Source organism: Pantoea agglomerans, from assembly GCF_021397715.1.
Lineage (GTDB): Bacteria > Pseudomonadota > Gammaproteobacteria > Enterobacterales > Enterobacteriaceae > Pantoea > Pantoea astica.
The window spans coordinates 833,275-857,020 of the sequence record NZ_CP090207.1; the positions used below are offsets into that span (position 1 = coordinate 833,275).

General features: G+C 55.2%; 20 protein-coding genes. 13 read left to right on the plus strand and 7 right to left on the minus strand.

From position 1 onward, the window contains the following. Positions 1-55 precede the first annotated feature (55 nt). The 3 genes from rsmE to LZU96_RS04090 all read right to left on the minus strand — a co-directional run bounded on the left by rsmE (position 56) and on the right by LZU96_RS04090 (position 2,161). Positions 56-787 carry a 16S rRNA (uracil(1498)-N(3))-methyltransferase gene (gene rsmE, locus LZU96_RS04080; RefSeq protein WP_233987172.1) on the minus strand — a complete coding sequence of 244 codons (732 nt, stop codon included), beginning with the start codon at positions 785-787 and terminating at the stop codon, positions 56-58. 75 nt (positions 788-862) lie between these two features. Continuing rightward, positions 863-1,570, minus strand: coding sequence for a deoxyribonuclease I (gene endA / locus LZU96_RS04085; protein ID WP_233987173.1), 708 nt, complete (start codon positions 1,568-1,570; stop codon positions 863-865). Positions 1,571-1,648: 78 nt separating this feature from the next. Next, entirely contained in the window at positions 1,649-2,161 is a 513-nt protein-coding gene (locus LZU96_RS04090; RefSeq protein ID WP_233987174.1) for a SprT family zinc-dependent metalloprotease, read from the minus strand. A gap of 270 nt (positions 2,162-2,431) precedes the next feature. Between LZU96_RS04090 and LZU96_RS04095 the strand changes: the two genes are divergently transcribed. Together LZU96_RS04095 and LZU96_RS04100 are read left to right on the plus strand one after the other, a co-directional pair. After that, positions 2,432-3,541, plus strand: a complete 1,110-nt coding sequence (locus tag LZU96_RS04095) for a glycosyltransferase (RefSeq protein WP_233987175.1) — start codon at positions 2,432-2,434, stop codon at positions 3,539-3,541. Beyond that, a complete protein-coding gene (locus LZU96_RS04100) occupies positions 3,531-4,790 on the plus strand; it encodes an O-antigen ligase family protein (protein ID WP_233987176.1) in 1,260 nt (419 codons plus the stop codon). The genes LZU96_RS04095 and LZU96_RS04100 overlap by 11 nt, the downstream gene beginning before the upstream one ends. A 71-nt stretch (positions 4,791-4,861) precedes the next feature. On the opposite strand, the gene LZU96_RS04105 is transcribed toward LZU96_RS04100, so the two are convergent. Continuing rightward, positions 4,862-6,259: a sugar porter family MFS transporter gene (locus tag LZU96_RS04105; RefSeq protein WP_233987177.1), complete on the minus strand. Its 1,398-nt coding sequence runs from the start codon at positions 6,257-6,259 to the stop codon at positions 4,862-4,864. Between the two features lie 441 nt (positions 6,260-6,700). After that, positions 6,701-7,852, minus strand: coding sequence for a methionine adenosyltransferase (metK, locus tag LZU96_RS04110; protein WP_233987178.1), 1,152 nt, complete (start codon positions 7,850-7,852; stop codon positions 6,701-6,703). A gap of 848 nt (positions 7,853-8,700) precedes the next feature. Between metK and speA the strand changes: the two genes are divergently transcribed. From speA to LZU96_RS04125, 3 genes are all read left to right on the plus strand, one after another. Then, on the plus strand, positions 8,701-10,677 hold the full coding sequence (gene speA / locus LZU96_RS04115) for a biosynthetic arginine decarboxylase (protein ID WP_233987179.1): 1,977 nt from the start codon (positions 8,701-8,703) through the stop codon (positions 10,675-10,677). Between the two features lie 170 nt (positions 10,678-10,847). After that, on the plus strand, positions 10,848-11,768 hold the full coding sequence (gene speB / locus LZU96_RS04120; protein ID WP_010248847.1) for an agmatinase: 921 nt from the start codon (positions 10,848-10,850) through the stop codon (positions 11,766-11,768). A gap of 197 nt (positions 11,769-11,965) precedes the next feature. After that, complete coding sequence (locus tag LZU96_RS04125) at positions 11,966-12,376, plus strand: YidB family protein (protein WP_233987180.1); 411 nt, start codon at positions 11,966-11,968, stop codon at positions 12,374-12,376. Between the two features lie 55 nt (positions 12,377-12,431). On the opposite strand, the gene LZU96_RS04130 is transcribed toward LZU96_RS04125, so the two are convergent. Beyond that, complete coding sequence (locus LZU96_RS04130) at positions 12,432-13,187, minus strand: M48 family metallopeptidase (protein ID WP_233987181.1); 756 nt, start codon at positions 13,185-13,187, stop codon at positions 12,432-12,434. A gap of 271 nt (positions 13,188-13,458) precedes the next feature. On the opposite strand from LZU96_RS04130, the gene tkt reads away from it, so the two are divergent. The 7 genes from tkt to LZU96_RS04165 all read left to right on the plus strand — a co-directional run bounded on the left by tkt (position 13,459) and on the right by LZU96_RS04165 (position 21,884). Next, positions 13,459-15,453 carry a transketolase gene (gene tkt / locus LZU96_RS04135; protein WP_233987182.1) on the plus strand — a complete coding sequence of 665 codons (1,995 nt, stop codon included), beginning with the start codon at positions 13,459-13,461 and terminating at the stop codon, positions 15,451-15,453. A 309-nt stretch (positions 15,454-15,762) separates the two neighbouring features. Beyond that, the gene (gene epd / locus LZU96_RS04140) at positions 15,763-16,782 is read left to right on the plus strand and encodes an erythrose-4-phosphate dehydrogenase (protein WP_094120683.1); all 1,020 of its coding nucleotides are present in this window, start codon (positions 15,763-15,765) and stop codon (positions 16,780-16,782) included. A 51-nt stretch (positions 16,783-16,833) separates the two neighbouring features. Further along, on the plus strand, positions 16,834-17,997 hold the full coding sequence (gene pgk, locus LZU96_RS04145) for a phosphoglycerate kinase (protein WP_233987183.1): 1,164 nt from the start codon (positions 16,834-16,836) through the stop codon (positions 17,995-17,997). A 105-nt stretch (positions 17,998-18,102) separates the two neighbouring features. Continuing rightward, a complete protein-coding gene (gene fbaA, locus LZU96_RS04150; RefSeq protein WP_233987184.1) occupies positions 18,103-19,182 on the plus strand; it encodes a class II fructose-bisphosphate aldolase in 1,080 nt (359 codons plus the stop codon). Positions 19,183-19,374: 192 nt separating this feature from the next. Next, complete coding sequence (mscS, locus tag LZU96_RS04155; protein ID WP_233987185.1) at positions 19,375-20,268, plus strand: small-conductance mechanosensitive channel MscS; 894 nt, start codon at positions 19,375-19,377, stop codon at positions 20,266-20,268. A 125-nt stretch (positions 20,269-20,393) separates the two neighbouring features. After that, complete coding sequence (gene argO / locus LZU96_RS04160; RefSeq protein WP_233987186.1) at positions 20,394-21,017, plus strand: arginine exporter ArgO; 624 nt, start codon at positions 20,394-20,396, stop codon at positions 21,015-21,017. A gap of 144 nt (positions 21,018-21,161) precedes the next feature. Next, a complete protein-coding gene (locus LZU96_RS04165) occupies positions 21,162-21,884 on the plus strand; it encodes an oxidative stress defense protein (RefSeq protein ID WP_233987187.1) in 723 nt (240 codons plus the stop codon). A 33-nt stretch (positions 21,885-21,917) separates the two neighbouring features. Here the strand turns inward: LZU96_RS04165 and LZU96_RS04170 are convergent, their stop codons facing one another. Further along, positions 21,918-22,823: a LysR family transcriptional regulator ArgP gene (locus LZU96_RS04170; protein ID WP_009087111.1), complete on the minus strand. Its 906-nt coding sequence runs from the start codon at positions 22,821-22,823 to the stop codon at positions 21,918-21,920. 181 nt (positions 22,824-23,004) lie between these two features. Here LZU96_RS04170 and rpiA point away from each other — a divergent pair, with 181 nt between their 5' ends. Continuing rightward, positions 23,005-23,664, plus strand: coding sequence for a ribose-5-phosphate isomerase RpiA (gene rpiA, locus LZU96_RS04175; RefSeq protein WP_233987188.1), 660 nt, complete (start codon positions 23,005-23,007; stop codon positions 23,662-23,664). Positions 23,665-23,746: the final 82 nt, after the last annotated feature.

Below are 23,746 nucleotides of genomic sequence, written 5' to 3' on the forward strand. Positions count from 1 at the left end.
GCTTAGTCAGCACGCCAGATGGCGGGCGTCGGTGACGGCCCGCTGGAAGTATCGCTTAACCCAGGTCGCCAAACCTCACCTGAAGTGCCGTAATGGCGGTCAGCGCGGTGGTTTCGGTACGTAAAACCCGTGGGCCAAGCAGGATGTCAGTAAAATCGTGCTGCGCCGTCATGGCGATCTCGTCAGCGGAGAGCCCGCCTTCAGGGCCAATCAGCAGCCGCACCCGTTCAACCGGCTGCGGTAGCGTATTAATACTGTGGCTGGCGCGCGGATGCAGATTCAGCTTCAGTCCGCTCTCCGCCTCAGCGCACCAGGCTTCCAGCGTCATCGCCTGACGAATTTCCGGCACGCGATTACGGCCGCACTGCTCGCAGGCGGCAATGGCAATCTTCTGCCACTGCTGAATTTTTTTAGCCAGGCGTTCAGCGTCCAGCTTTACACCACAGCGCTCGGAAAACAGCGGCGTAATGACGTTCACCCCCAGCTCAATCGATTTCTGGATAGTAAACTCCATCTTCTCACCGCGCGACATCACCTGACCCAGATGCAGGTGCAGCGGTGACTCGCGATCGTCCGGCTGGCTCTCTGTGACCGATACTTTTACACGCTTTTTATCAACATGCGTGATCTCTGCTGCAAAAGTCAGATTAGTGCCATCAAAGAGTTCCAGATGCTGTCCAGGCGTCATACGAAGCACCCGGCCAACGTGATTGGATGCATCTTCATCCAGCGTAATGTCACTGCCAACGCTCAACGGCCCGGCGTGATAGATGCGAGGTATGCGCATAAGGTTCCTGAGAACTAAGCGCCGTGTGGAATGACACGGCGTCATCGGGAAAAGAGCTAGTTTAGGGCAGGCTTTTTAGCGCTGGCAAGCCTGCTGCACATAAGGATTGTGATTCCCCTGTACCCGCGCGATACGCTGGTCACGTTCGCACTCCCATTTCGTCACCGGATAGAGCTTATCCCAGGCGGTAAACAGCTGAGTTTGCTGGCGCGAAATCCGCAGATGATACTGGTCACGCATATAGAAATAGGTACGGGCAATGGCACCGCGCGCCCGTGCGGGTGGCTCCGCCTGTTTGAGTTTAAAATCCACCTTCATCTCACACTGACCATACTGCTTTTCACTGCCGTTCCATTGACTGTAGGCGAAGTTGCCGCGGTCGCCATTGACTTCGCCAACAGCCGGTTGCAGGTTGTGCAGATCGGTTTCGATGCGACGATAGTCGGGATCTTTGCTGCAGTTTTTACGGCCGCCGTTTTGCCAGCATTGACGCTGGTGACCAAACTCCCAGGCGGGCATAACGTGTTCCCATTCAATACGTGAAGCGCGATTGGCGTTTTTACGCGCCTGATAGCCGCAGCTGTTCAGGTCAGGTACGCCTTTTTTCCCCTGCCAGCTAATTTTACAGCCGCAGTAAAAGGAGCCGGGCGCATCCGCGTTGATTTCTGCCGCAAAGGCCTTGGCCTGTTGAAAGTTGTTCTGGTGATAGTTATTCAGATTCAGGGCGTCAGCCGCAAAAGGAACCCATAACAGCGCAGCGGCCAGACTAATTATGCGAGACATATTCCAGATTTCTACTCAGTGCTTTAAAAAGGGCGGCAGGGTAACAGAATGCGGAATAGGGCGGAATGGGAATCCTGCTCAGGCGGGGACAAACTCGCCAGCTTTCAGCAGGCTGCCGCAGTGAACGCAGCGATATTCGCTCTCACCGCGCAGCACGCGATTGTGACGACGGACCGTCAGCTGGTGCTGCTGGCACTGGCAGCGGTAAGCAAAGGTGCGGCTGCGTACCGACTGCACCTCAAACTGATGGGTACGCCGTGCCGGCACGCCCAGCACCTGCTCCATCATCCACTTCCACTCCTTGCCGTGCGGCGCTACGCGACCGAATTTCTTCCACACCAGCAGATGCGCCAGTTCATGCGGAATCACTTCATCAATGAACGCCTGCTGATTTTCCAGCAGTAACACCGGATTGATGCGGATCTCCCAGGGTTCCAGCCAGGCGGTACCGGCCGCGGTGCCGCGCTGCTGATAGAGCAGTGTCGGTTCGGGATAGTCCGTTTTGAGTGCCTGATTGGCGCGCGTCAGCGCCTGGCGCAGCGCGCGCATCACGGCTTGTTGCAGTGCAATAGGGAGGCGAGGCGTTTTCATGGCGCTCAGAATAATCGGCGACGGGCGGGAACTCAACCGCCCAGGATAAACCTCGCATAAAAGGCCTGGCTGAGCGTTTTGCCCTCTGAACCCCCGAAAGCGGGTAAAGCGCGCGCGATGCTGCCGCTGGCGTGACAGCGCGCACCATCGCCAGCCGGGTAATCATTCTGGTTTAAATATTGTTATGCTCCTATTTAGAATATTCTATTGTTAACATTCTCCGCAGAGTGAATGGATGTCGGGTGAAGGGCACAGGGCACGGATAAAGCGATGAAAGATAATAATAACTTAAAGAAACAACGGATTGTGCTGGTGACAGATTTGATGGCCGGACGCGGTGGGATGGAGAACGTGACCCGGCAGTTGATTACGGCGCTGAATGCCGATCCGGAAACGGAGGCCGGGCTGTTTATCATCAATAGCGGCGAACAGAGCGACTCTCGCGACTGGACCGCTAACGCCGTGTTACAGGAAAGCGTCTGCACGCTGCGCAATAAAAAAATTAAGAACTTCATTCATACGCTGCGAATGGCGGCTTTTTTTCGCCGCTATCAACCCGATCACGTCCTGACCTTAAACACTATTCCCTGCCTGATGACGCGCCGGGCGATCACGCTCTCCGGCCGAAAAATCGTGTTGTCGAGCTGGATGCATCTGCCACCGCGTGAACGTTACCGTCCTCACTATCTGCTGCGCGCCGATCACCACTTTGCTATCAGTCAGCAGATCAGGCAGCAACTGATCGAGCTGGGCGCGAAGGCGACGGATATCGATGTGATCTACAACCCGGTGAAGCGCCAGGCTGACGTAATTGGTCGGCCATCAGCGCTTAAATTTCTCTACATCGGTCGGGTTCATTTTGAACGGCAGAAGCAGCTTAAAGATCTGTTCGATGCGCTCCGGCGGGTTGAGGCACCGTGGACGCTGGAGATTATCGGCGACGGCGAAGATCTGGCGCGCTGCCAGGATTATGTCACGCAATTGGGGATGCAGGATCGCATCACCTGGCATGGCTGGCAGGAGAATGCCTGGGATTATGTAACCCGCCAGATCGGCGAGGTCACCTCTCTGGTGATGACCTCAAACTTCGAAGGCTTCCCGCTGATTCTGCTGGAGGCGATGTCGCGCGGCGTCTATTGCGTCTCGTCTGACTGCGTCAGTGGCCCGGCGGAAATCATCAGGCCGGGCATCAATGGTCAACTGTACGAAAAAAACGACAGCGTGGCGCTGGCTGCCATTCTCAACGCCATGAGCGGGGCGTTTCATTTTCCCGATCAACAGACTATTAAACAGAGCATCACCGGTTTTTATGAGGAGAATTATATGAAGCATCTCAAGGAAGTGCTTAACCGCCTCTCCGGGGTTAAGCATGACGAATAAGCGCGAACTTAACGGATTATCCTTAGCGGTGAATTTTTCTGTCATCGCACTCTGCCTGGCGCTGGCCATCAACATGTTTGTCACCGGCCTGCCGCAAAAAATATTCTACGTTGTCTCCTACCTGTCGGTAGCCTCCATTCTGTATGGCCTGGTGCGCAGAAAAATAGACTTTCAGCAGCACCGCTTTTTTATCGCGCTGTTTATTGCGCTGATACTCTTTACGCTGATCCGGTTGGTCTGGGCGATGCAGGTCAAAGGGATTGAAACGGCACCCTCAACCGACAGTATCACGACCATCAGCAACTATCTGCTTGGCGCAAAACGGCTGTTGCTTGGCGCATTTGTGCTGTTGAGCCTGGCCGTTTATGGTCAGCTGGTGTCACTCAAAACGCTCAGGGCCGGGAAAGTTTTAATCCTGATTGGCCTGCTGATCACGCTGGGCTTCGGCATCTATGAGCATCTCTATACCGCCAACGTGCGGATCAAGCTCACCACCGAAGCAGCCTCCATGTCCTCTTATATGATTCTGTTTATCTACTGCGCCTGGCTCTGGCTGAGTCGTTTTGAGACCCATGCTTACTGGAAGATGGCTGATGTGGCGGTGTTAATCGTCACCTTCGCGTTGCTCTATCTCTGCGGCACCCGCGTGACGCTTATCGCTCTGGTGGCGGTCGGATTGCTGTTCCTGCTGCAGACCTATCGCCTGTCGATGCTAACCAACTGGCGCATCAGCGCGCTGGTGGTGGGATTGCTGGCAGTGCTGGTGCTGATGACCAGCAACCGCTGGGTGGAAGGGGTGCAGGATATTGAGAACTTCGGTTCCAACAGCTCGACCTCGCTGGGCGCACGGGTGGCAATCTGGGGCGGGGCGGTCAACTTTATTCAGCATCATGGCGGTTTTTCGACGCCGGATGAGCGCACGACTCAGGCTCGCCAGTTTATCAGCGCGCACTACCCGAATAATGTGGAAGGCTATACCAACGTTAAATACAACATGCACAACGAGTTCCTTGAGGTCACCACGTTACAGGGCTGGCTGGGCGCTTTGTCGCTGGCGTTGCTCTATCTGGTGGCTCTGGCGGGGGGAGTGAAGCGCTGCGATCTGCGCGGCGTTGCGCTGCCGCTGGTGGCGCTGTTTGTCGCCGGGCTGACCGATTCGGTGCTGCCCTATAACCAGACCGCGACTGTTTTCATTATGGTGCTGGCCCTCTGCTGTATACGGCTACCGGTGCCGCAACGACAGGTCTGAGTTGAGCAGATGAACAAATAAAAACGGCGGGGTTTCCAGAGAAACCCCGCCGTTTTTTTTACGCCTGATAATTAATTCTGTGAACCGATGTCGCGCAGTTTTTTACCGGCCATCAGGTTACGTTCGATGTGCTCCAGCGAGACGTTTTTAGTCTCAGGGATCAGCATCACTGTCAGCAGAATGAAGAACAGGTTCAGCAGCGCATAGACCCAGAAGGTATTAGCGTTGCCCAGCGTGTTCAGCATCGTCAGGAAGGTCGCACCCACGATCATGTTAGCGATCCAGTTGGTGGTAGTGGAAACGGTGATACCGAAGTCGCGGCCTTTCAGCGGCTGAATTTCGGAACACAGAACCCAGATCAGCGGGCCGGCTGACATCGCAAAACCGATGATAAACATCAGCAGCATACCCACGGCGAAGTACTGTGCGCCCTGCGAGTGAATGCCGAAATGCAGCATGGTACCCAGCACGCCCATACCGGCTGCCATCACCATAAAGCCAAGAATCAGCGTCGGTTTACGGCCCCAGCGATCGACCAGACCGATAGCGATAAAGGTCGCCAGTACGTTGATCAGACCGACAATCACCGTGCCCCACATCTGCTCAGTGGTATTGGTGAAGCCTGCGATTTCAAAGATCTTCGGTGCGTAATACATGATGACGTTCATGCCGGTAAACTGCTGCATCACCTGCAACAGAATGCCGAGGTAGACCGCACGACGGAAGTGGCTGCTGCTGGTAAACAGACCCCAGCCAGACTGCTTGATCTTCAGGCTTTCACGAATCTCATCCAGCTCACGTTTTGCCTGTTCGCTGGTGTCACGCAGACGATCCAGTACCCGTTGTGCATCGCGGAAGTTGCCTCGTGCCGCCAGCCAGCGCGGGCTGTTTGGCAGGAAGAAGACGCCGACCAGCAGCAGCAGTGCCGGAATGGTGATGATGCCCAGCATCCAGCGCCAGTTGCCGGTAAAGCTGAACGCGGTATCGGAGAGGTAAGCGCCCAGAATACCGATGGTGATCATCAGCTGATAAAGCGAAATCATACTGCCGCGAATTTTTTCGGGTGCAATTTCTGAAAGATAAAGCGGGGCGGTGTAAGAGGCGATACCGACAGCCAGACCCAGCAGGACGCGGGCGCTGATCAGCATTTCAGGGTTAGGTGACATGGCAGACCAGAGTGAACCAATCACGAACAGAATCGCGCCGGCCATCAGGCTCTTTTTACGGCCGAGGCGGGAGGACATCCAGCCGCTACCGATAGCACCCACCGCGGCACCAAACATCATAGAACTGACGATCCACTCCTGTTGATGGGCGGTTACGTTAAAGTCTTTTGCGATAAACGGCAGAGCACCGGCAATAACGCCGATATCCAGACCGAACAGCAGTCCCGCGAGGGCCGCCAGAAAGCAGACAAATAAGGTCATCGCCTTATTTGATGTTCTGCTTTTGTGTGTATTGCCAGGCATTTTAGCCTCCAGGTTTATCCATCATTGTTTTTATCAATGTTAAAAAACTCTTTGCGCGAAAAAAGTGAGTCCGATCACATCAGTGTAATCGTTTACACACGCTGAAACCCTGAAATTCAGCATTTTTTGCCCGGAAAGGTTAATTAACCAGTGAGGTATAGCACTCATTAAGTTTCTGACAAGGCTCTATTTATTGGCTATCAGACGACGCTGAAAATAACGCATTTTCAGCAGAATAACTACGTAGAGTAAATCCTAAATAGCAGATAAACAAAGCGTTTCAAATTGTAATCGTTAACATTTTGTTGTCAGAAAAGGCGAAAAGAAGTGTAGACGAGATCAGAAATTTTGCTGCGGGCAGAGCGCGGAACGACGAATTGCGGCCTCTCAGGCATAAAAAAACCCTGCCTGAGCGGCAGGGTTTTCAGCAAAGCGCCGTTATCAGAGGCCAGCGGCTTCACGCAGCTGTGCGGCTTTGTCGGTTTTTTCCCATGGGAAATGTTCGCGACCAAAGTGACCATAAGCAGCGGTCTCTTTGTAGATCGGGTGCAGCAGGTCGAGCATCTGAATCAGGCCATACGGGCGCAGATCAAAGAACTCACGCACCAGCAGCGTCAGCTGCTCGGTAGAGACTTTCTCAGTCCCAAAGGTTTCAACCATGATCGAAGTCGGCTCTGCCACGCCGATGGCGTAAGAGACCTGAATTTCACAGCGATCCGCCAGACCGGCTGCCACAATGTTCTTCGCCACATAACGGGCTGCGTAGGCCGCTGAACGGTCCACTTTTGACGGGTCTTTACCGGAGAACGCTCCACCACCGTGACGGGCCATACCGCCGTAGGTATCCACGATGATTTTACGACCGGTCAGGCCGCAGTCGCCCATCGGGCCGCCGATCACAAAACGGCCGGTCGGGTTGATGTGGTATTTGGTCGAGGCGCTCAGCCATTCTGCTGGCAGAACCGGCTTGATGATCTCTTCCATCACCGCTTCCTGCAGATCTTTCTGGCTGACAGATTCGGCGTGCTGAGTAGAAAGCACTACCGCATCGATGCCGACGATTTTGCCGTCGTCATACTGGAAAGTGACCTGGCTTTTGGCATCCGGACGCAGCCACGGTAGGGTGCCGTTTTTACGCACTTCAGCCTGACGCTGCACCAGACGGTGCGCATAGGTCACCGGCGCAGGCATCAGCACGTCGGTTTCGTTGGTGGCATAGCCGAACATCAGGCCCTGGTCGCCCGCGCCCTGTTCCAGCGGATCGCTGCGGTCAACGCCCTGGTTGATATCCTGAGACTGTTTACCAATCGCGCTTAAAACCGCACAGGAATTGGCATCAAAGCCCATATCGGAATGAACATAGCCGATTTCACGTACGGTGTTACGGGTGATCTCTTCGATATCGACCCAGGCGCTGGTGGTGATTTCACCGCCAACCAGAACCATACCGGTTTTAACGTAAGTTTCGCAGGCCACGCGTGCTTTAGGGTCCTGTTCAAGGATGGCATCCAGCACGGCATCGGAGATCTGGTCGGCGATTTTATCAGGATGTCCTTCTGATACGGACTCGGACGTAAAAAGGTGTTTAGCCATTCTGTTCTTTACCTTACAAATGGTTTGAATTCGACTGCATAGCGCAAGTGAGTATCATCTGACTTAACGCCCCTTCAGGCAAAGCCACGAGCAGTGAGGTTGTGTCAGCACAGCAGGCCAACACCGCCTGGATATTAACCTGTTTAGATGGAAAACCATCTGGACGGCTATTTTAGGTTACAGAATGAGCCAATTGCCAGCCCTTTTTCTGTTTCAGCATTTTACCTGGAAAGGTTATCGGCATAATTTCCTGACACTGCACGCGTTTCCCCGATAATCTTTTTGCATTTTGCGGCGGTAAACTGTATAAAACGCCGCTGCTTCGAGAGCAGTAGCAAGGATGACGCCTCAGTTTGCGTCGCGCCCGTCAGACAAGGGTCTGGCTTTCACCCAGGTTGTGTTCCATATGCCGCTGGCATGTGCGGAGGTGATACGAGTAATGAACCACGTTTTCTCTTCTCCCGGTTCCCTGTGCTGCGGCGCTGCGCTGGCTGTCTCCTGTTTCCCATCTCTTTCTCTGTCCTGCCGACAATATGTTCGATGCGGTAATTTTACCGACACGAGCGCCGGTTAATCTGTACCACTATCCTTACGGTTTAGTCTCTTCTCTGCCGCCGCGCAGCTGAACGACGCACGTTATCCGTGGTCCTCTTATACAAATCTGTTAAATGCTTTCGGTTTCAACGGAGATGGCCAGGGTGTTTTACACTTAACTCTCATGCGTGAATCGCGCTGACGGTAACGTCAGGTGAACAGGACATTGCGTTTAATGTGGCAACGAATTTCCAGATTAGCGGCCAGTAAGCCGGTTAACAGTTTTATCTTTCAACGGAAAATTGAGGTTCGCGATGTCTGACGACATAAAGAATATCAAGGGTTCGTCAGCTGGCGAACAAGGTGCACTCCGCTCAATGCAGGAGGTAGCAATGAACGATCAGGATGCGAGCAAAATGTTGCGTACCTACAACATTGCCTGGTGGGGCAACAACTATTACGACGTCAACGAACTGGGCCACATCAGTGTCTGTCCCGATCCGGATCGCCCGGATGTGCGCGTCGATTTAGCCCGACTGGTCAAAGAGCGCGAAGCGCAGGGCCAGCGTCTGCCGGCGCTGTTCTGCTTCCCGCAGATCCTGCAACACCGCCTGCGCTCAATTAACGCCGCGTTTAAACGTGCGCGTGAATCCTACGGTTACAAAGGCGACTACTTCCTGGTTTATCCGATCAAGGTGAACCAGCACAAACGCGTAATTGAATCGCTGATCCACTCCGGCGAACCGCTGGGACTGGAAGCGGGCTCGAAAGCTGAACTGATGGCGGTGCTGGCGCACGCCGGTCAGACCCGTACCGTGATCGTCTGTAACGGCTATAAAGATCGCGAATATATTCGTCTGGCGCTGATTGGCGAGAAGATGGGCCACAAGGTCTACCTGGTGCTGGAGAAGATGACCGAAGTCCGTCTGGTGCTGGAAGAGGCGGAGCGCCTGAACGTGGTGCCGCGTCTTGGCATTCGCGCCCGTCTGGCCTCTCAGGGCTCGGGTAAATGGCAGTCGAGCGGTGGCGAAAAGTCGAAGTTCGGTCTGTCGGCGACCCAGGTGCTCAGGCTGGTCGAGATCATGCGTGAAGCGGGCCGTATGGATAGCCTGCAGTTGCTGCACTTCCACCTCGGTTCACAGATGGCCAACATTCGTGACATCGCCACCGGCGTGCGTGAGTCGGCGCGCTTCTACGTTGAACTGGCGAAGCTGGGCGTTAACATTAAATGTTTCGACGTCGGCGGCGGTCTGGGCGTGGATTACGAAGGAACGCGCTCGCAGTCTGACTGCTCGGTGAACTACGGCCTGAACGAATATGCCAACAACGTCATCTGGGCGATTGGCGATGCCTGTGATGAGCATGGCCTTGAGCATCCGACGGTGATCACCGAGTCGGGCCGTGCGGTAACGGCACACCACACGGTACTGGTTTCGAACATCATCGGCGTTGAGCGCAATGAGTTCAGCAAGCCGGAAACGCCGGATGCTGATGCACCACGCCCGATTGTCAGCATGTGGGAAACCTGGCAGGAGATGCACGAGCCGAACACCCGTCGTTCGCTGCGTGAATGGCTGCACGACAGCCAGATGGATCTGTTTGATATCCATACCGGTTACTCCTCCGGCACTTACGATCTCAAGCAGCGCGCCTGGGCTGAGCAGCTCTATCTGAGCATCTGTCACTACATTCAGCAGCATCTCGATCCAAGCAACCGTGCGCACCGTCCGATTATCGACGAACTGCAGGAGCGGATGGCGGACAAGATCTACGTCAACTTCTCGCTGTTCCAGTCGATGCCGGATGCCTGGGGTATCGATCAGCTGTTCCCGGTACTGCCGCTGGAAGGGCTGAACAAGAAGCCAGAGCGCCGCGCCGTGCTGCTCGACATCACCTGTGACTCCGATGGCACCATCGATCACTACGTTGATGGCGACGGCATCGCCACCACCATGCCGATGCCAGAATATGACGTGGATAATCCGCCGATGCTGGGCTTCTTCATGGTCGGGGCTTATCAGGAAATTCTCGGCAACATGCACAACCTGTTCGGTGATACCGAAGCGGTGGATGTTTATGCCCGTGAAAATGGTGATGTTGAAGTCCAGTTGTCGGATGAAGGCGACACCGTTGCAGATATGCTGCGCTACGTGCAGCTCGATCCGAACGAACTGATGGCGCTGTTCCGTCACCAGGTGCAGGCCTCCGATCTGGATGAGGAGCTGCGTGCTCAGTTCCTCGAAGAGTTCGAGAGCGGCCTGTACGGTTACACCTACTTAGAAGACGAGTAATCGGTTCAGATTGCCGGGCAACGGATATTGCAGTTGCCGGTGAAATGTCGATAATCTGACGCATACCATCCCTTCCTCGTCGGGCCTAACGACGCGGAGGGGATTTTTTTCATCTATAGCTCAATGGCTCGCGGGCCTGGCCCGACGGATGCCCACAGAGAGGACGAACTATGTACAATACCCTCGGCAACCAGTACGACAACTCCCTGGTGTCAAACGCCTTTGGTTTCATGCGCTTCCCGCTCAACTTCCAGCCCTACGACAGCGACGCTGAATGGGTAATTACCGGTGTGCCGTTTGACGCCGCTACCTCGGGCCGTCCGGGCAGCCGTCTGGGCCCAGGCGCTATCCGCCAGATCTCAACTAACCTGGCGTGGGAAGGCTGCCGCTGGCCGTGGGATTTCGATCTGCGTCAGCGTCTGAACGTGGTGGACTGCGGCGATCTGGTCTATGCCTTTGGCGACTCGCAGGATCTCTCTGACAAACTGCAGGCCCATGCTGAAAAACTGCTGGCGAACGGCAAACGCATGATGACCTTTGGTGGCGATCACTACGTGACGCTGCCGCTGCTGCGCGCGCATGCGAAGCACTTCGGTAAGATGGCGCTGGTCCATTTCGATGCCCATACCGATACCTACTCTAACGGCCCGACCTTCGACCACGGCACCATGTTCTTCACCGCGCCGAAAGAAGGCCTGATCGATCCACAACACTCGGTCCAGATTGGTATCCGTACCGAGTTTGATAAGAGCCTGGGCTTCAACGTGCTGGATGCGGCGCAGGTTAACGACCGCAGCGTTGATGACATCCTGGCCGAAGTGAAACGCACCGTCGGCGATCTGCCAGTCTATCTGACCTTTGATATCGACTGTCTCGATCCGGCTCATGCGCCGGGTACCGGCACGCCGGTGATTGGCGGACTGACCACCGATAAAGCCACCAAGCTGATTCGCGGTCTGCAGGGCATGAATATCGTCGGTATGGATCTGGTGGAAGTGGCGCCAGGCTACGACCACGCCGATCTGACTGCGCTGGCCGCCGCGACGCTGGCGCTGGATATGCTGCATGTGCAGGCGGTAAACAAAGGCTGATGCCTGATGCCTGCCGGCGCTGATCCGGCAGGTGCTGAACACGGCGTCCTGTCCGATGGGCAGACGCCGCTGCAGTGATGTTCCTCTCTTTGCGGTGATCCGATTGATTCCCTTCTGGCCCCGACGGGCAACCGTCAGGCGCGAACCCCTATCTGCAACTAAACTTACAGCGTAAAAATGGCGTAGTGGAGATAATCATGGGCTTTCTTGATGAACTGGCTGGTGCGCTGGATGGCCACCAGAGTGAAGGGCATCCGCCGGGGCAGTTGCAGGCAGTCTGGCACTGGGTGCAGGAGCAGGGCGGTATTGAGGTGCTGCTGCATAAATTCCAGCAGGGCGGATTAGGCGAGATCTTCAGTTCGTGGATCGGCACCGGCGATAACCATCCGGTAGGCCACAGTGAGATTCAGTCTGCCTTTGGCCAGGATGAACTGCAGTCACTGGCGGACAAACTCGGCACCGATGTGAAAGGGGCGTCGGGTACGCTGGCGGCGCTGTTGCCGCAGCTGATCGATAAAATGTCGCCGCAGGGCCAAATGGATGAACAGGCGCTGCATGACAATAAGCTGGATTTAGGCTCGATGGTGGATCAGATATTTAAGCGCTAGCGAACGTCGTATGGCTGAGCGCACACGCCAGATGCATGCGCGCTCAGAGGCGGATTTACTTGCCGTCTGCCGCAATACGCTCACGGATATGCTGGGCGCGCGCCTCAGAAGCCGGATGCGAATCGAACATTGAACTCTGACGTCCCTGTTCTAATTTTGCCAGCTTCTCAAAACTGGTCGCCAGCCCCATTGGGTCGATGTTGCGCTTCTTCATCAGATCGTAGGAGTAATCATCCGCCTGCGTCTCCTGGGTTTGCGAGAACTGGGCGTTGACCAGTTTTTCGCCCATTTCCCCCAGCTGCGACTGCGACAGCGATCCAATCACGCCGCCCACTGACGCCGCTGCGGTCCGTGCGGCGGTGGTGGCATAAGCCAGCTGCATCGCCTTGCGCGTATGACCTAACGCGACGTGGCCCATCTCATGGCCCAGCACGCCTTCCACTTCATTGTCCGTCATCATATCCATCAGGCCGCTGTAGACGCGGATACAGCCGTTTGCCATCGCCCAGGCGTTGACATCTTTGGTCTGGTACACCTTGTAATTGGCCGGTACGCCGTTGATGTTGTCGCCCAGCGCGGCGGCGATCTTGTTCAGACGCTGCTGGTATTCGCTGCTGGCAGGTGCAATCTGGTTCTCTTTATCCATCTGCTCACAGGATTGATCGCTGAGCTGCTTCACCTGATCATCGCTCAGGGTATAGGCCTGATAGGCCTGCGCGCCCGACTGCATCAACGCATTATTGTCTAAACCCTGACAGCCGCTCAGCAGCGTTGCCAGCCCAAGAGCTAACACAGTTTGTTGGATTTTCATTCCATATCCCATTCATAACAAGGTAAGAAAAACAAACACCTGAAACACCGCCAGATGTTTAAACGATTCGGTTATAGCGCGCCATCCGGCACTTTGCTAGCAGACATCGCCGGAAAAGCCAGACGAAGCGGGCACATTTAGCGTTTTACGGCATGTACTTTTGCCATGATTTTCATGTACATTGATCTGCAACTTTTTCCTTGTTTTGCCCGATAACTGATTAATAACAATAAGTTAAGGCGCGAAGCATTAATCCGACCTGGAGTAGAAAATGCCCTCTCGTAAAGAGCTTGCCAACGCCATTCGCGCGTTAAGTATGGATGCAGTACAGAAAGCTAAATCGGGACATCCGGGTGCCCCGATGGGCATGGCGGACATCGCTGAAGTACTGTGGCGCGGCTACCTGAATCACAACCCAACTAACCCGCTGTGGGCTGACCGCGACCGCTTCGTGCTCTCCAATGGTCACGGCTCAATGCTGATTTACAGCCTGCTGCACCTCACCGGCTACGATCTGCCGATGAGCGAACTGGAAAACTTCCGCCAGCTGCACTCAAAAACTCCAGGTCACCCGGAATATGGCTACACCGCAGGCGTTGAAACCACCACCGGCCCGCTGGGCCAGGGCATCGCGAACGCGGTCGGTTTCGCCATTGCTGAGCGTACGCTGGCGGCGCAGTTCAACCGTCCGGGCCATGACATCGTAGACCACAATACCTATGTCTTCATGGGTGACGGTTGCATGATGGAAGGGATTTCACACGAAGTCTGCTCGCTGGCCGGTACCCTCAAGCTGGGCAAACTGGTGGCGTTTTATGATGACAACGGCATCTCCATCGACGGTCACATTGATGGCTGGTTTACGGATGACACCGCAAAACGCTTTGAAGCCTACGGCTGGCACGTAGTGCGTGGCGTTGATGGTCACGATGCTGATGCGATTGCCAAAGCGATCGACGAAGCGAAAAGCGTCAGCGATAAGCCGTCGCTGCTGATGTGCAAAACCGTTATCGGTTTCGGTTCACCAAACAAAGCGGGCACCCATGATTCACACGGCGCACCGCTGGGCGATGATGAAGTGGCCCTGACCCGCAAACAGCTGGGCTGGGAACACGCACCGTTCGTTATCCCTTCTGATATCTACGCTGAGTGGGACGCGAAAGAAGCGGGCCAGGCGAAAGAAGCGGCCTGGGATAAGAAGTTCGCAGCCTATGCGCAGGCGCATCCAGAGCTGGCAGCCGAGTTCAAACGTCGCGTCAGCAACGAACTGCCGGCTAACTGGCAGCAGGAGTCGCAGAAGTTCATCGAGCAGCTGCAGGCTAACCCGGCCAAAATCGCCAGCCGTAAAGCGTCACAGAATGCCATCGAAGCCTTTGGTAAAATTCTGCCGGAATATCTGGGTGGCTCAGCCGATCTGGCTCCCAGCAACCTGACCATCTGGTCTGGCTCTAAGCCAATCAATGAAGATGCCGCCGGTAACTACATCCATTACGGCGTGCGTGAATTTGGTATGACCGCGATTGCGAACGGTCTGGCACTGCACGGTGGTTTCCTGCCATACACCGCGACCTTCCTGATGTTCGTTGAATATGCGCGTAACGCAGCGCGTATGGCAGCACTGATGAAGATCCGTCAGATCATGGTTTATACCCACGACTCAATCGGTCTGGGTGAAGATGGCCCGACGCATCAGCCGGTCGAGCAGATGGCCAGCCTGCGTACCACGCCGAACATGAGCCTGTGGCGTCCGTGTGACCAGGTGGAATCGGCGGTGGCGTGGAAATATGCCATCGAGCGCAAAGATGGCCCGACAGCGCTGATCTTCTCTCGTCAGAACCTGGCGCAGCAGGAACGCAGCACTGAGCAACTGGCTGACGTGGCGCGCGGGGGTTACGTGCTGAAAGATTGCGACGGTACGCCTGAAGTGATCCTGATCGCTACCGGTTCAGAAGTTGAACTGGCAGTAGGCGCGTGGGATAAACTCACCAGCGAAGGCCGTAAGGCTCGCGTCGTCTCTATGCCGTCAACTGATGCATTCGACAAGCAGAGTGACGCTTACCGTGAATCCGTTCTGCCGAAAGCCGTTAGCGCACGCGTGGCTATCGAAGCGGGTATCGCCGATTACTGGTTCAAATATACCGGTCTGAACGGCGCTATCGTCGGCATGACCAGCTTCGGCGAATCTGCTCCGGCCGATCAGCTGTTTGAAATGTTCGGCTTCACCGTCGACAACGTGGTCGCCAAAGCGAAAGCGCTGCTGGCGTAATCGCCGTCAGGCGGGGTAATAGCCGCCTGATTAAATAAAGGGGCGCGTCAGGCGTCCCTTTTGCTGTTTTATTCCTGTAGTAATAATGCACTTTTGCTCTGTTTTGTGACGCAGATCCAAATATAAGCAGTCCGATTGATCACAATCATTCCTGTTATTCCTTCCATCCATTATTGTGGCTGAACCGTTTCAGTTGCCGGGCAAATCACCCCGGTTTCAGACAATGCCGGGTAAGATTCTCCTGTACAAACTACAGCGAAGCGCTCAGGCTAACGGCACGTTTTTTCCGTCTGACGTGGCAGGAGAGAGATGACCATACGGGTAGCAATAAACGGGTTTGGCCGTATTGGACGCAACGTATTGCGCGCGCTGTATGAAACCGGCCGTCGGGCTGAGATCAGCGTGGTCGCCATTAATGAGCTGGCTGAAGCCACCGGCATGGCGCATCTGCTGAAATATGACACCAGCCATGGCCGTTTTGCCTTTGACGTGCGTCAGGAGCGCGATGTGATGTGGGTCGGGGGCGATACGCTGCGCATTTTACATCGGGCTGAGATTGCCGATCTGCCGTGGCGCGAACTCGATGTCGACGTGGTGCTGGATTGCACGGGCGTCTATGGCTCACGCGCCGATGGCGAAGCGCATCTGCAGGCGGGCGCGAAGAAAGTGCTGTTCTCGCATCCTGGTGGCAACGATCTCGACGCCACCGTCGTCTATGGCGTTAACCAGCAGCTGCTGAAAGCCACCGATTGTCTCGTTTCAAACGCTTCCTGTACCACCAACTGCATTATTCCGGTCATCAAACTGCTGGATGACGCCTTTGGCATTGAATCCGGCACTGTCACCACGATCCACTCGGCGATGCACGATCAGCAGGTGATCGACGCTTATCACAGCGATCTGCGCCGTACCCGCGCGGCCAGCCAATCGATCATTCCGGTGGATACCCGTCTGGCGGCCGGCATTACCCGTATTTTTCCGAAATTCAACGATCGCTTTGAAGCGATTGCTGTGCGCGTGCCGACGATTAACGTGACGGCGATTGATCTCAGCGTTTCTGTACGCCAGCCAGTGAAGGCGTGTGAAGTTAACGCCTTGTTGCAAAGCGCGGCAGAAGGGGCATTTCGTGGTATAGTTGACTATACAGAATTACCGTTAGTCTCAGTCGATTTTAACCATGATCCGCACAGTGCCATTGTGGACGGCACCCAGACGCGGGTCAGCGGTCAACACCTGATCAAGACGCTGGTCTGGTGTGACAACGAATGGGGCTTTGCTAACCGAATGCTCGACACGACGTTAGCGATGGCCGCAAGCGGTTTCAGGTAGGGCGCGGTTTGCGCCCGGCAAAACTTATGAGAATCAACGAGAGGGTTCACCATGTCTGTAATTAAGATGACCGATCTGGATCTTGCTGGCAAACGCGTTCTGATCCGCGCCGATCTCAACGTACCAGTGAAAGAAGGGAAAGTGACGTCTGATGCACGTATCCGTGCTTCACTGCCTACCATCGAAGCGGCGTTGAAACAGGGCGCGAAAGTGATGGTTACCTCTCACCTGGGTCGTCCGACCGAAGGTGAATACACCGAAGAGTTCTCGCTGCTGCCGGTAGTTAACTACCTGAAAGAGAAGCTGAGCGGCACCAATGTGACCCTGGCAAAAGATTACCTCGACGGCGTTGAAGTGGGCGCTGGCGAACTGGTGGTGCTGGAAAACGTTCGCTTTAACAAAGGCGAAAAGAAAGATGACGAAGCGCTGTCTAAAAAATACGCTGCCCTGTGCGACGTGTTCGTGATGGATGCATTCGGCACCGCGCACCGCGCGCAGGCTTCTACCCACGGCGTCGGCAAATTTGCCCCTATCGCCTGTGCCGGTCCGCTGCTGTCAGCAGAGCTGGAAGCACTGGGTAAAGTGATGAGCAACCCGGAGCGTCCGCTGGTCGCAGTCGTGGGCGGTTCTAAAGTCTCTACCAAATTTGACGTACTGCAGTCGCTGGTGAAAATTGCTGACACCGTTATCGTCGGTGGCGGCATCGCCAACACCTTCGTGGCGATCGACAACAACGTCGGCAAATCACTGTATGAGCCAGACTTCGTTGAAGCGGCGAAAGGCCTGCGTGACCAGTATGGCATTCCGGTTCCAACCGATTCCCGCGTTGGCACGGAATTCTCTGAAACTGCCCCGGCAACCGTGAAAAAGGTTTCGGAAGTAGCGGATAACGAAGAGATTATGGACTTCGGTGACGAAACCGCTCAGGCGATGGCGGCCATTCTGAAGGATGCGAAAACCATCCTGTGGAACGGTCCGGTTGGCGTCTTTGAGTTCCCGAACTTCCGTAAAGGTACCGAAATCGTGGCAAACGCCATTGCTGACAGCGAAGCGTTCTCTGTTGCCGGCGGCGGTGACACCTTAGCGGCCATCGATCTGTTCGGTATCGAAGATAAAATTTCCTACATCTCGACCGGTGGCGGCGCATTCCTGGAGTTCGTGGAAGGCAAAAAACTGCCAGCCGTTGCCATGCTGGAAGAGCGTGCGAAGCAGTAATCCTTTGGGGGCGATGCCGGGTGGCATCGCCTGAAGTCTTGCCCGTCAGGGCGTTTAAATCGAGGTCCCCAATGGGGATCAACGGTCACGAAACAGGACACAATCATGTCTAAAATTTTTGATTTCGTAAAACCCGGCGTTGTCACTGGTGATGACGTACAGAAGATCTTCAAAGTTGCGAAAGAGAACAAATTCGCACTGCCAGCTGTAAACTGCGTCGGTTCCGACTCTATCAATGCGGCACTGGAAGCAGCGGCGAAAGTTAAAGCGCCGATCATCATCCAGTTCTCTAACGGCGGTGCCGCATTTATCGCCGGTAAAGGCTTCAAGACTGAAAAACCACAGGGCGCTGCCATCTTCGGTGCTATCGCTGGCGCACACCATGTGCATCTGATGGCTGAGCAGTATGGCGTGCCGGTTATCCTGCACACTGACCACTGCGCGAAGAAACTGCTGCCGTGGATCGACGGTCTGCTGGACGCAGGCGAAGAGCATTTCAAGAAAACCGGTAAGCCACTGTTCTCTTCTCACATGATTGACCTGTCTGAAGAGTCACTGGAAGAAAACATCGAAATCAGCAGCAAGTACCTGGCGCGCATGGCGAAAATCGACATGACGCTGGAAATCGAACTGGGCTGCACCGGTGGTGAAGAAGATGGCGTCGACAACAGCCACATGGACGCGTCTGCTCTCTACACCCAGCCAGAAGATGTGAACTACGCGTACGAAAAACTGAATGCCATCAGCCCGCGCTTCACCATTGCGGCGTCATTCGGTAACGTCCACGGCGTTTACAAGCCAGGCAACGTTAAACTGACCCCAACCATTCTGCGCGATTCGCAGAAATATGTGTGTGAAAAACACGGTCTGCCGCACAACGCGCTGGACTTCGTTTTCCACGGTGGTTCAGGTTCTTCTGCTGCAGAAATCGAAGAGTCTATCAGCTACGGCGTGATCAAGATGAACATCGATACCGATACCCAATGGGCGACCTGGGACGGCATCCTGCAGTACTACAAAAAGAACGAAGGCTATCTGCAGTCGCAGCTGGGTAACCCGGAAGGCGCTGACAAGCCAAACAAAAAATACTATGACCCACGCGTCTGGCTGCGTTCAGCCCAGGCCTCTATGGTGGTCCGTCTGGAGCAGGCGTTTAAAGAGCTCAACGCGGTCGACGTGCTGTAATAGCCGGTGAGTTAGCGTACAAAAAAGGCCCGAAAGGGCCTTTTTTTTCTCTTTTTTTTGGCAAAAGCGAAGCAAACCGCCGCCAGGTTTGGCACTGGCCCATTTATTGTTTACCCTTTTGTCAGGGATTGTCAGACAAGGTCTGGCAATGTTTTGTCGTTTCCCTTGGGGATACTATTACAGGGTGGTTACATGCAAGACACGGGCATGATTGATGAACTCAACAATGCAGGCAACTGGATAATTCGCAATCAGGAATTGTTGATCAGCTACGCGGTCAATATCGTCGCAGCCATTGCGATCATTATCGTCGGGATGATGATTGCACGCATTATCTCCAATACGGCAAATCGGGTGTTGCAGGCGCGACACATCGATACCACGGTGGCTGACTTCCTTTCTGCGCTGGTTCGTTACGGCATCATCGCCTTCACACTTATTGCGGCGTTAGGACGCATTGGCGTACAGACAACGTCAGTGATTGCCATTCTGGGTGCGGCAGGTCTGGCCGTGGGTCTGGCGTTAAAAGACTCTCTTTCTAACCTGGCGGCGGGCGTGCTGCTGGTGATATTCCGCCATTTCCGTGCCGGCGAATTTGTCGATCTTGGCGGCATTATGGGAACGGTGATGAATGTCCAGATCTTCTCAACCACACTCAAGTCCGCTGACGGCAAACGTGTTGTGGTACCCAACGGCAAGATTATTACCGGCAATATCGTTAACTTTTCCCGTGAACCGGTTCGACGTAATGAGTTCATTATTGGCGTCTCGTATGAAGCTGATGTGGACGAGGTGCTGACCCTGTTACGTGAAGTGGTCGATGCAGACAGCCGCGTCCTGCAGGACCTGGGTGTACAGGTCGGTCTGAATGAGCTGGCCGCGTCATCAATGAACTTTGTGGTGCGCTGCTGGAGCAACAGCGGTGACCTGCAGAACGTCTACTGGGACCTGCTGAAGAACTTCAAGCGGGCGCTGGATGGCAAAGGCATCGGTATTCCTTATCCGCAGATGGACGTGCATCTGCATCGCGTCCGGTCACCCGACGCCACGGTGCCGCAGCTGCAAAGCCCGACGCAGCCGCAGTAACCCGTCAGTGGGCGGCGTTCGCCGCCCATTCATTTTGCTAATCGCTGATTAATTTTTTCCATTTCCGCTAATCTCATCGCCTCTTTATACTCCTTCCCATCTTCAGTTATTCGGGAAGTTATCTGATGTTATCTCTCTACTTTCAAGGGCTTGCTCTTGGCGCTGCGCTGATCCTGCCTCTGGGTCCGCAGAATGCGTTCGTGATGAATCAGGGCGTAAAACGGCAGTATCATCTGATGACCGCCTCGCTGTGCGCCCTGAGCGATATTTTGCTGATCAGTGGCGGGATCTTTGGCGGCAGCGCCTTACTGAGCCAGTCGCCACTGCTGCTGATGATGATCACCTGGGCGGGCGTAGCCTTTCTGCTCTGGTATGGCTGGGGCGCGCTGCGTAGCGCCTTCAGCCACAGCGTCGATTCAGACGACAGCCAGCCGCTGAAGCAGAGCAGGGGACGCATTATCGCGACGCTGCTGGCGGTGACCTGGCTTAACCCGCACGTCTATCTTGATACCTTTGTAGTGCTCGGCAGCCTGGGCGGCCAGTTGCCGACCAATGCCGCCCGACAATGGTTTGCGCTGGGCACCATCAGCGCCTCGGTGCTGTGGTTTTTTGGCCTGGCACTGCTGGCCGCCTGGCTGTCGCCACGGCTGCGAACCGCCAGAGCACAGCGCATTATTAACCTGCTGGTGGGCGCGGTGATGTGGTTTATCGCCCTGCAGCTGGCGCGTCAGGGCATGGCCGGTTTTTAAACTCAGCGCGAACAGGCAACGGTTATTGCCGCGCTGAGGCCGAACTTTTGCCATAATGACCACTCAAAGCATGGCGCATACCGATGCGCTTTTGGGCTTCGCCTGTTGGAAGCCGTCATATTGACCTTTTCAAGGAGGACTTTCATGAAACTGAAAGCATTGGCTCTGGCCGCCATAATGAGCGCCGGGGCACTGCCCAGCGTACAAGCTGATGAGTTGCCGAATGGGCCGCATGTCGTGACCTCTGGCAAGGCAACGGTTGATGCCCGTCCGGATATCGCCACCTTATCTATCGTGGTAAACGTATCGTCAAAAGATGCTGCTGATGCGAAAAAGCAGGCCGATAGCCGGGTGGCACAATATTTCGATTTCCTGCAAAAGAATGGCATCGAGAAGAAAGATATTGATGCGGCCAACCTGAGCACCCAGCCGGAATACGATTACACCAAAGAGGGTAAATCGGTACTGAAAGGTTATCGTGCGGTGCGTCAGGTGCAGGTTACCCTGCGTCAGCTGGATAAACTCAACGATCTGCTGGATGGCGCGCTGAAATCCGGCCTGAACGAAGTACGCAGCGTTGAGTTAGGCGTGGCAAACCCGGAAAGTTATAAACAACAGGCCCGCAAAGCAGCAATCAAAAATGCCACTCAGCAGGCGTCAGAGCTGGCAGCCGGCTTTAATGCGCAGCTGGGCTCGATCTACAGCATTCGCTATCAGGTCGCTAACTATCAGCCGATGCCGATGAACCGTATGTATAAGGCCGCTGCGGCAGCCGATACCTCGGCGCAGGAAACCTACGATCAGCAAAGCATCAACTTTGACGATCAGGTCGATGTGGTGTTTGAGCTCAAACCGAATACGCCATAATGCAAAACGGGGCCTCAGCCCCGTTTTCTCTGGTTACGCGGCAACGTCATCCTGACGCAGCACGCGATGTCCATGCGCAATCAGCGCATCGGTCACCCGCCGCATCAGACGGCTTTCCGGCGCAAAGCGATGCCAGTAAAGCATCCGGCGCTGATAGAGGCCCGGCGTCAAATCAATCAGCTCACCGCTCGCCAGCTCACGCTCAATCTGCAGATGCGGAATCATACAGCAGGTCGAACCCTGTCGAGCCATCTGCACAAAGGCTTCCGATGAATTAACGATGTGGCAGGGCACGCTGCCCGGCGAGAGATCGAAGTTCTGTTGCAGAAACGCCTGGTGCATATCATCCAGGTGGTCAAAGGCTACGGCAGGCGCTTTCAGCAGGGCAGAACGGGTGACGCCGTTGGGGAAGAAACGGTCAGCAAAATCGCGGGAGGCGACAAACAGATAGTCGAGCGCACCCAGCTGATCGACCAGGCAACTCGGCAGCGGTTGCGGCTGAATACTCACTGCACCCACCACTTCGCCGCGGCGTAAACGCTCCTGGGTCCGGGTTTCATCTTCTACCTGTAAATTGAGCCGTACCGGCGAGTCGGCCAGCACATCTTTCAGCGCGGGCAGCAGCCAGGTCGCCAGACTGTCGGCGTTGACCGCCAGTGACAGCAGCAGCGGCGTGGTACCGCTGTTCTCATCGCCCAGCCACTCCTCTTCCAGCAGCTCAACCTGATGCAGCAGCGCCAGCAGCTTCTGACCCTGCTCGGTGGGGCGAGGCGGCACGGTACGCACCAGCAGCGGCTGACCAAACAGGTTCTCCAGCTGCTTGATGCGCTGCGAAACCGCCGACTGCGTGATGCATAATTTTTGTGCGGCGCGTTCAAAACCGCGTTCACGAATCACTGAATCCAGCGCCTGAAGCGTACGATAATCGGGGCGTTTCATTGTTATTCTCTCTCCTTCAGGGTGGACGTTACTATGCCACAAAAGTGTCACCGGTAAGTGACCGCGTGTTTTTGTGGTCTGGCTTCCAAAGCGATAAATCCGCGCCTGTCACCCGAGCATTTTCAGTAAGCCTTGTTTTATACTACGCGCACTTCGTTGTCGCACAGGTTTTAAACATACCATGACCCAGGATGAACTGAAAAAAGCCGTAGGTTGGGCTGCACTCGATTACGTTAAGCCCGGTACGGTTGTCGGCGTTGGCACCGGCTCGACCGCCTCCCATTTTATTGATGCGCTCGCGACGGTCAGGCATCAGATCGAGGGCGCGGTCTCCAGCTCTGACGCCTCAACCCAAAAGCTGAAAAGCCTCGGTATTCAGGTGTTCGATCTGAACGAGATCGATGTTCTGTCGGTTTACGTTGATGGTGCTGATGAGATCAATCCGCAGATGCAGATGATCAAAGGCGGTGGGGCTGCGCTGACGCGTGAGAAAATCGTCGCCGCGGTGGCTGAAACCTTTATCTGTATCGCTGATGCCTCAAAAGAGGTAGACGTGCTGGGTCGTTTCCCGCTGCCGGTCGAAGTGATCCCGATGGCGCGCAGCTATGTGGCGCGTCAGCTGGTCAGGCTCGGCGGTTTACCGGAATATCGGCAGAACGTGGTCACCGATAACGGCAATATTATTCTCGACGTGCATAATCTGCGTATTCTCGACCCGATTGAACTGGAAAAAGCGATCAACGCTTTGCCAGGCGTTGTTACCGTTGGCCTGTTCGCCGCACGCGGCGCGGATATCGCGCTGATTGGCGGACCTGACGGGGTGAAAACCATCAAAAAATGATCTGTCCGGCGTCGAAGCGGCGCCGGGGGTTTCTGTCTGAAAAACAGCTTTTCTCGCCAGGGTGAAATTTGGTGACTTATGT

Coding starts and splice junctions, on each gene's coding strand:
- endA (WP_233987173.1), bottom strand. CDS start 1,570: ATGTCTCGCATAATTAGTCTGGCCGCTGCGCTGTTATGGGTTCCTTTT.
- argO (WP_233987186.1), top strand. CDS start 20,394: ATGTTATCTCTCTACTTTCAAGGGCTTGCTCTTGGCGCTGCGCTGATC.
- LZU96_RS04100 (WP_233987176.1), top strand. CDS start 3,531: ATGACGAATAAGCGCGAACTTAACGGATTATCCTTAGCGGTGAATTTT.
- rsmE (WP_233987172.1), bottom strand. CDS start 787: ATGCGCATACCTCGCATCTATCACGCCGGGCCGTTGAGCGTTGGCAGT.
- mscS (WP_233987185.1), top strand. CDS start 19,375: ATGCAAGACACGGGCATGATTGATGAACTCAACAATGCAGGCAACTGG.
- rpiA (WP_233987188.1), top strand. CDS start 23,005: ATGACCCAGGATGAACTGAAAAAAGCCGTAGGTTGGGCTGCACTCGAT.
- LZU96_RS04095 (WP_233987175.1), top strand. CDS start 2,432: ATGAAAGATAATAATAACTTAAAGAAACAACGGATTGTGCTGGTGACA.
- speA (WP_233987179.1), top strand. CDS start 8,701: ATGTCTGACGACATAAAGAATATCAAGGGTTCGTCAGCTGGCGAACAA.
- LZU96_RS04165 (WP_233987187.1), top strand. CDS start 21,162: ATGAAACTGAAAGCATTGGCTCTGGCCGCCATAATGAGCGCCGGGGCA.
- speB (WP_010248847.1), top strand. CDS start 10,848: ATGTACAATACCCTCGGCAACCAGTACGACAACTCCCTGGTGTCAAAC.
- epd (WP_094120683.1), top strand. CDS start 15,763: ATGACCATACGGGTAGCAATAAACGGGTTTGGCCGTATTGGACGCAAC.
- metK (WP_233987178.1), bottom strand. CDS start 7,852: ATGGCTAAACACCTTTTTACGTCCGAGTCCGTATCAGAAGGACATCCT.
- LZU96_RS04130 (WP_233987181.1), bottom strand. CDS start 13,187: ATGAAAATCCAACAAACTGTGTTAGCTCTTGGGCTGGCAACGCTGCTG.
- tkt (WP_233987182.1), top strand. CDS start 13,459: ATGCCCTCTCGTAAAGAGCTTGCCAACGCCATTCGCGCGTTAAGTATG.
- pgk (WP_233987183.1), top strand. CDS start 16,834: ATGTCTGTAATTAAGATGACCGATCTGGATCTTGCTGGCAAACGCGTT.
- LZU96_RS04170 (WP_009087111.1), bottom strand. CDS start 22,823: ATGAAACGCCCCGATTATCGTACGCTTCAGGCGCTGGATTCAGTGATT.
- fbaA (WP_233987184.1), top strand. CDS start 18,103: ATGTCTAAAATTTTTGATTTCGTAAAACCCGGCGTTGTCACTGGTGAT.
- LZU96_RS04090 (WP_233987174.1), bottom strand. CDS start 2,161: ATGAAAACGCCTCGCCTCCCTATTGCACTGCAACAAGCCGTGATGCGC.
- LZU96_RS04105 (WP_233987177.1), bottom strand. CDS start 6,259: ATGCCTGGCAATACACACAAAAGCAGAACATCAAATAAGGCGATGACC.
- LZU96_RS04125 (WP_233987180.1), top strand. CDS start 11,966: ATGGGCTTTCTTGATGAACTGGCTGGTGCGCTGGATGGCCACCAGAGT.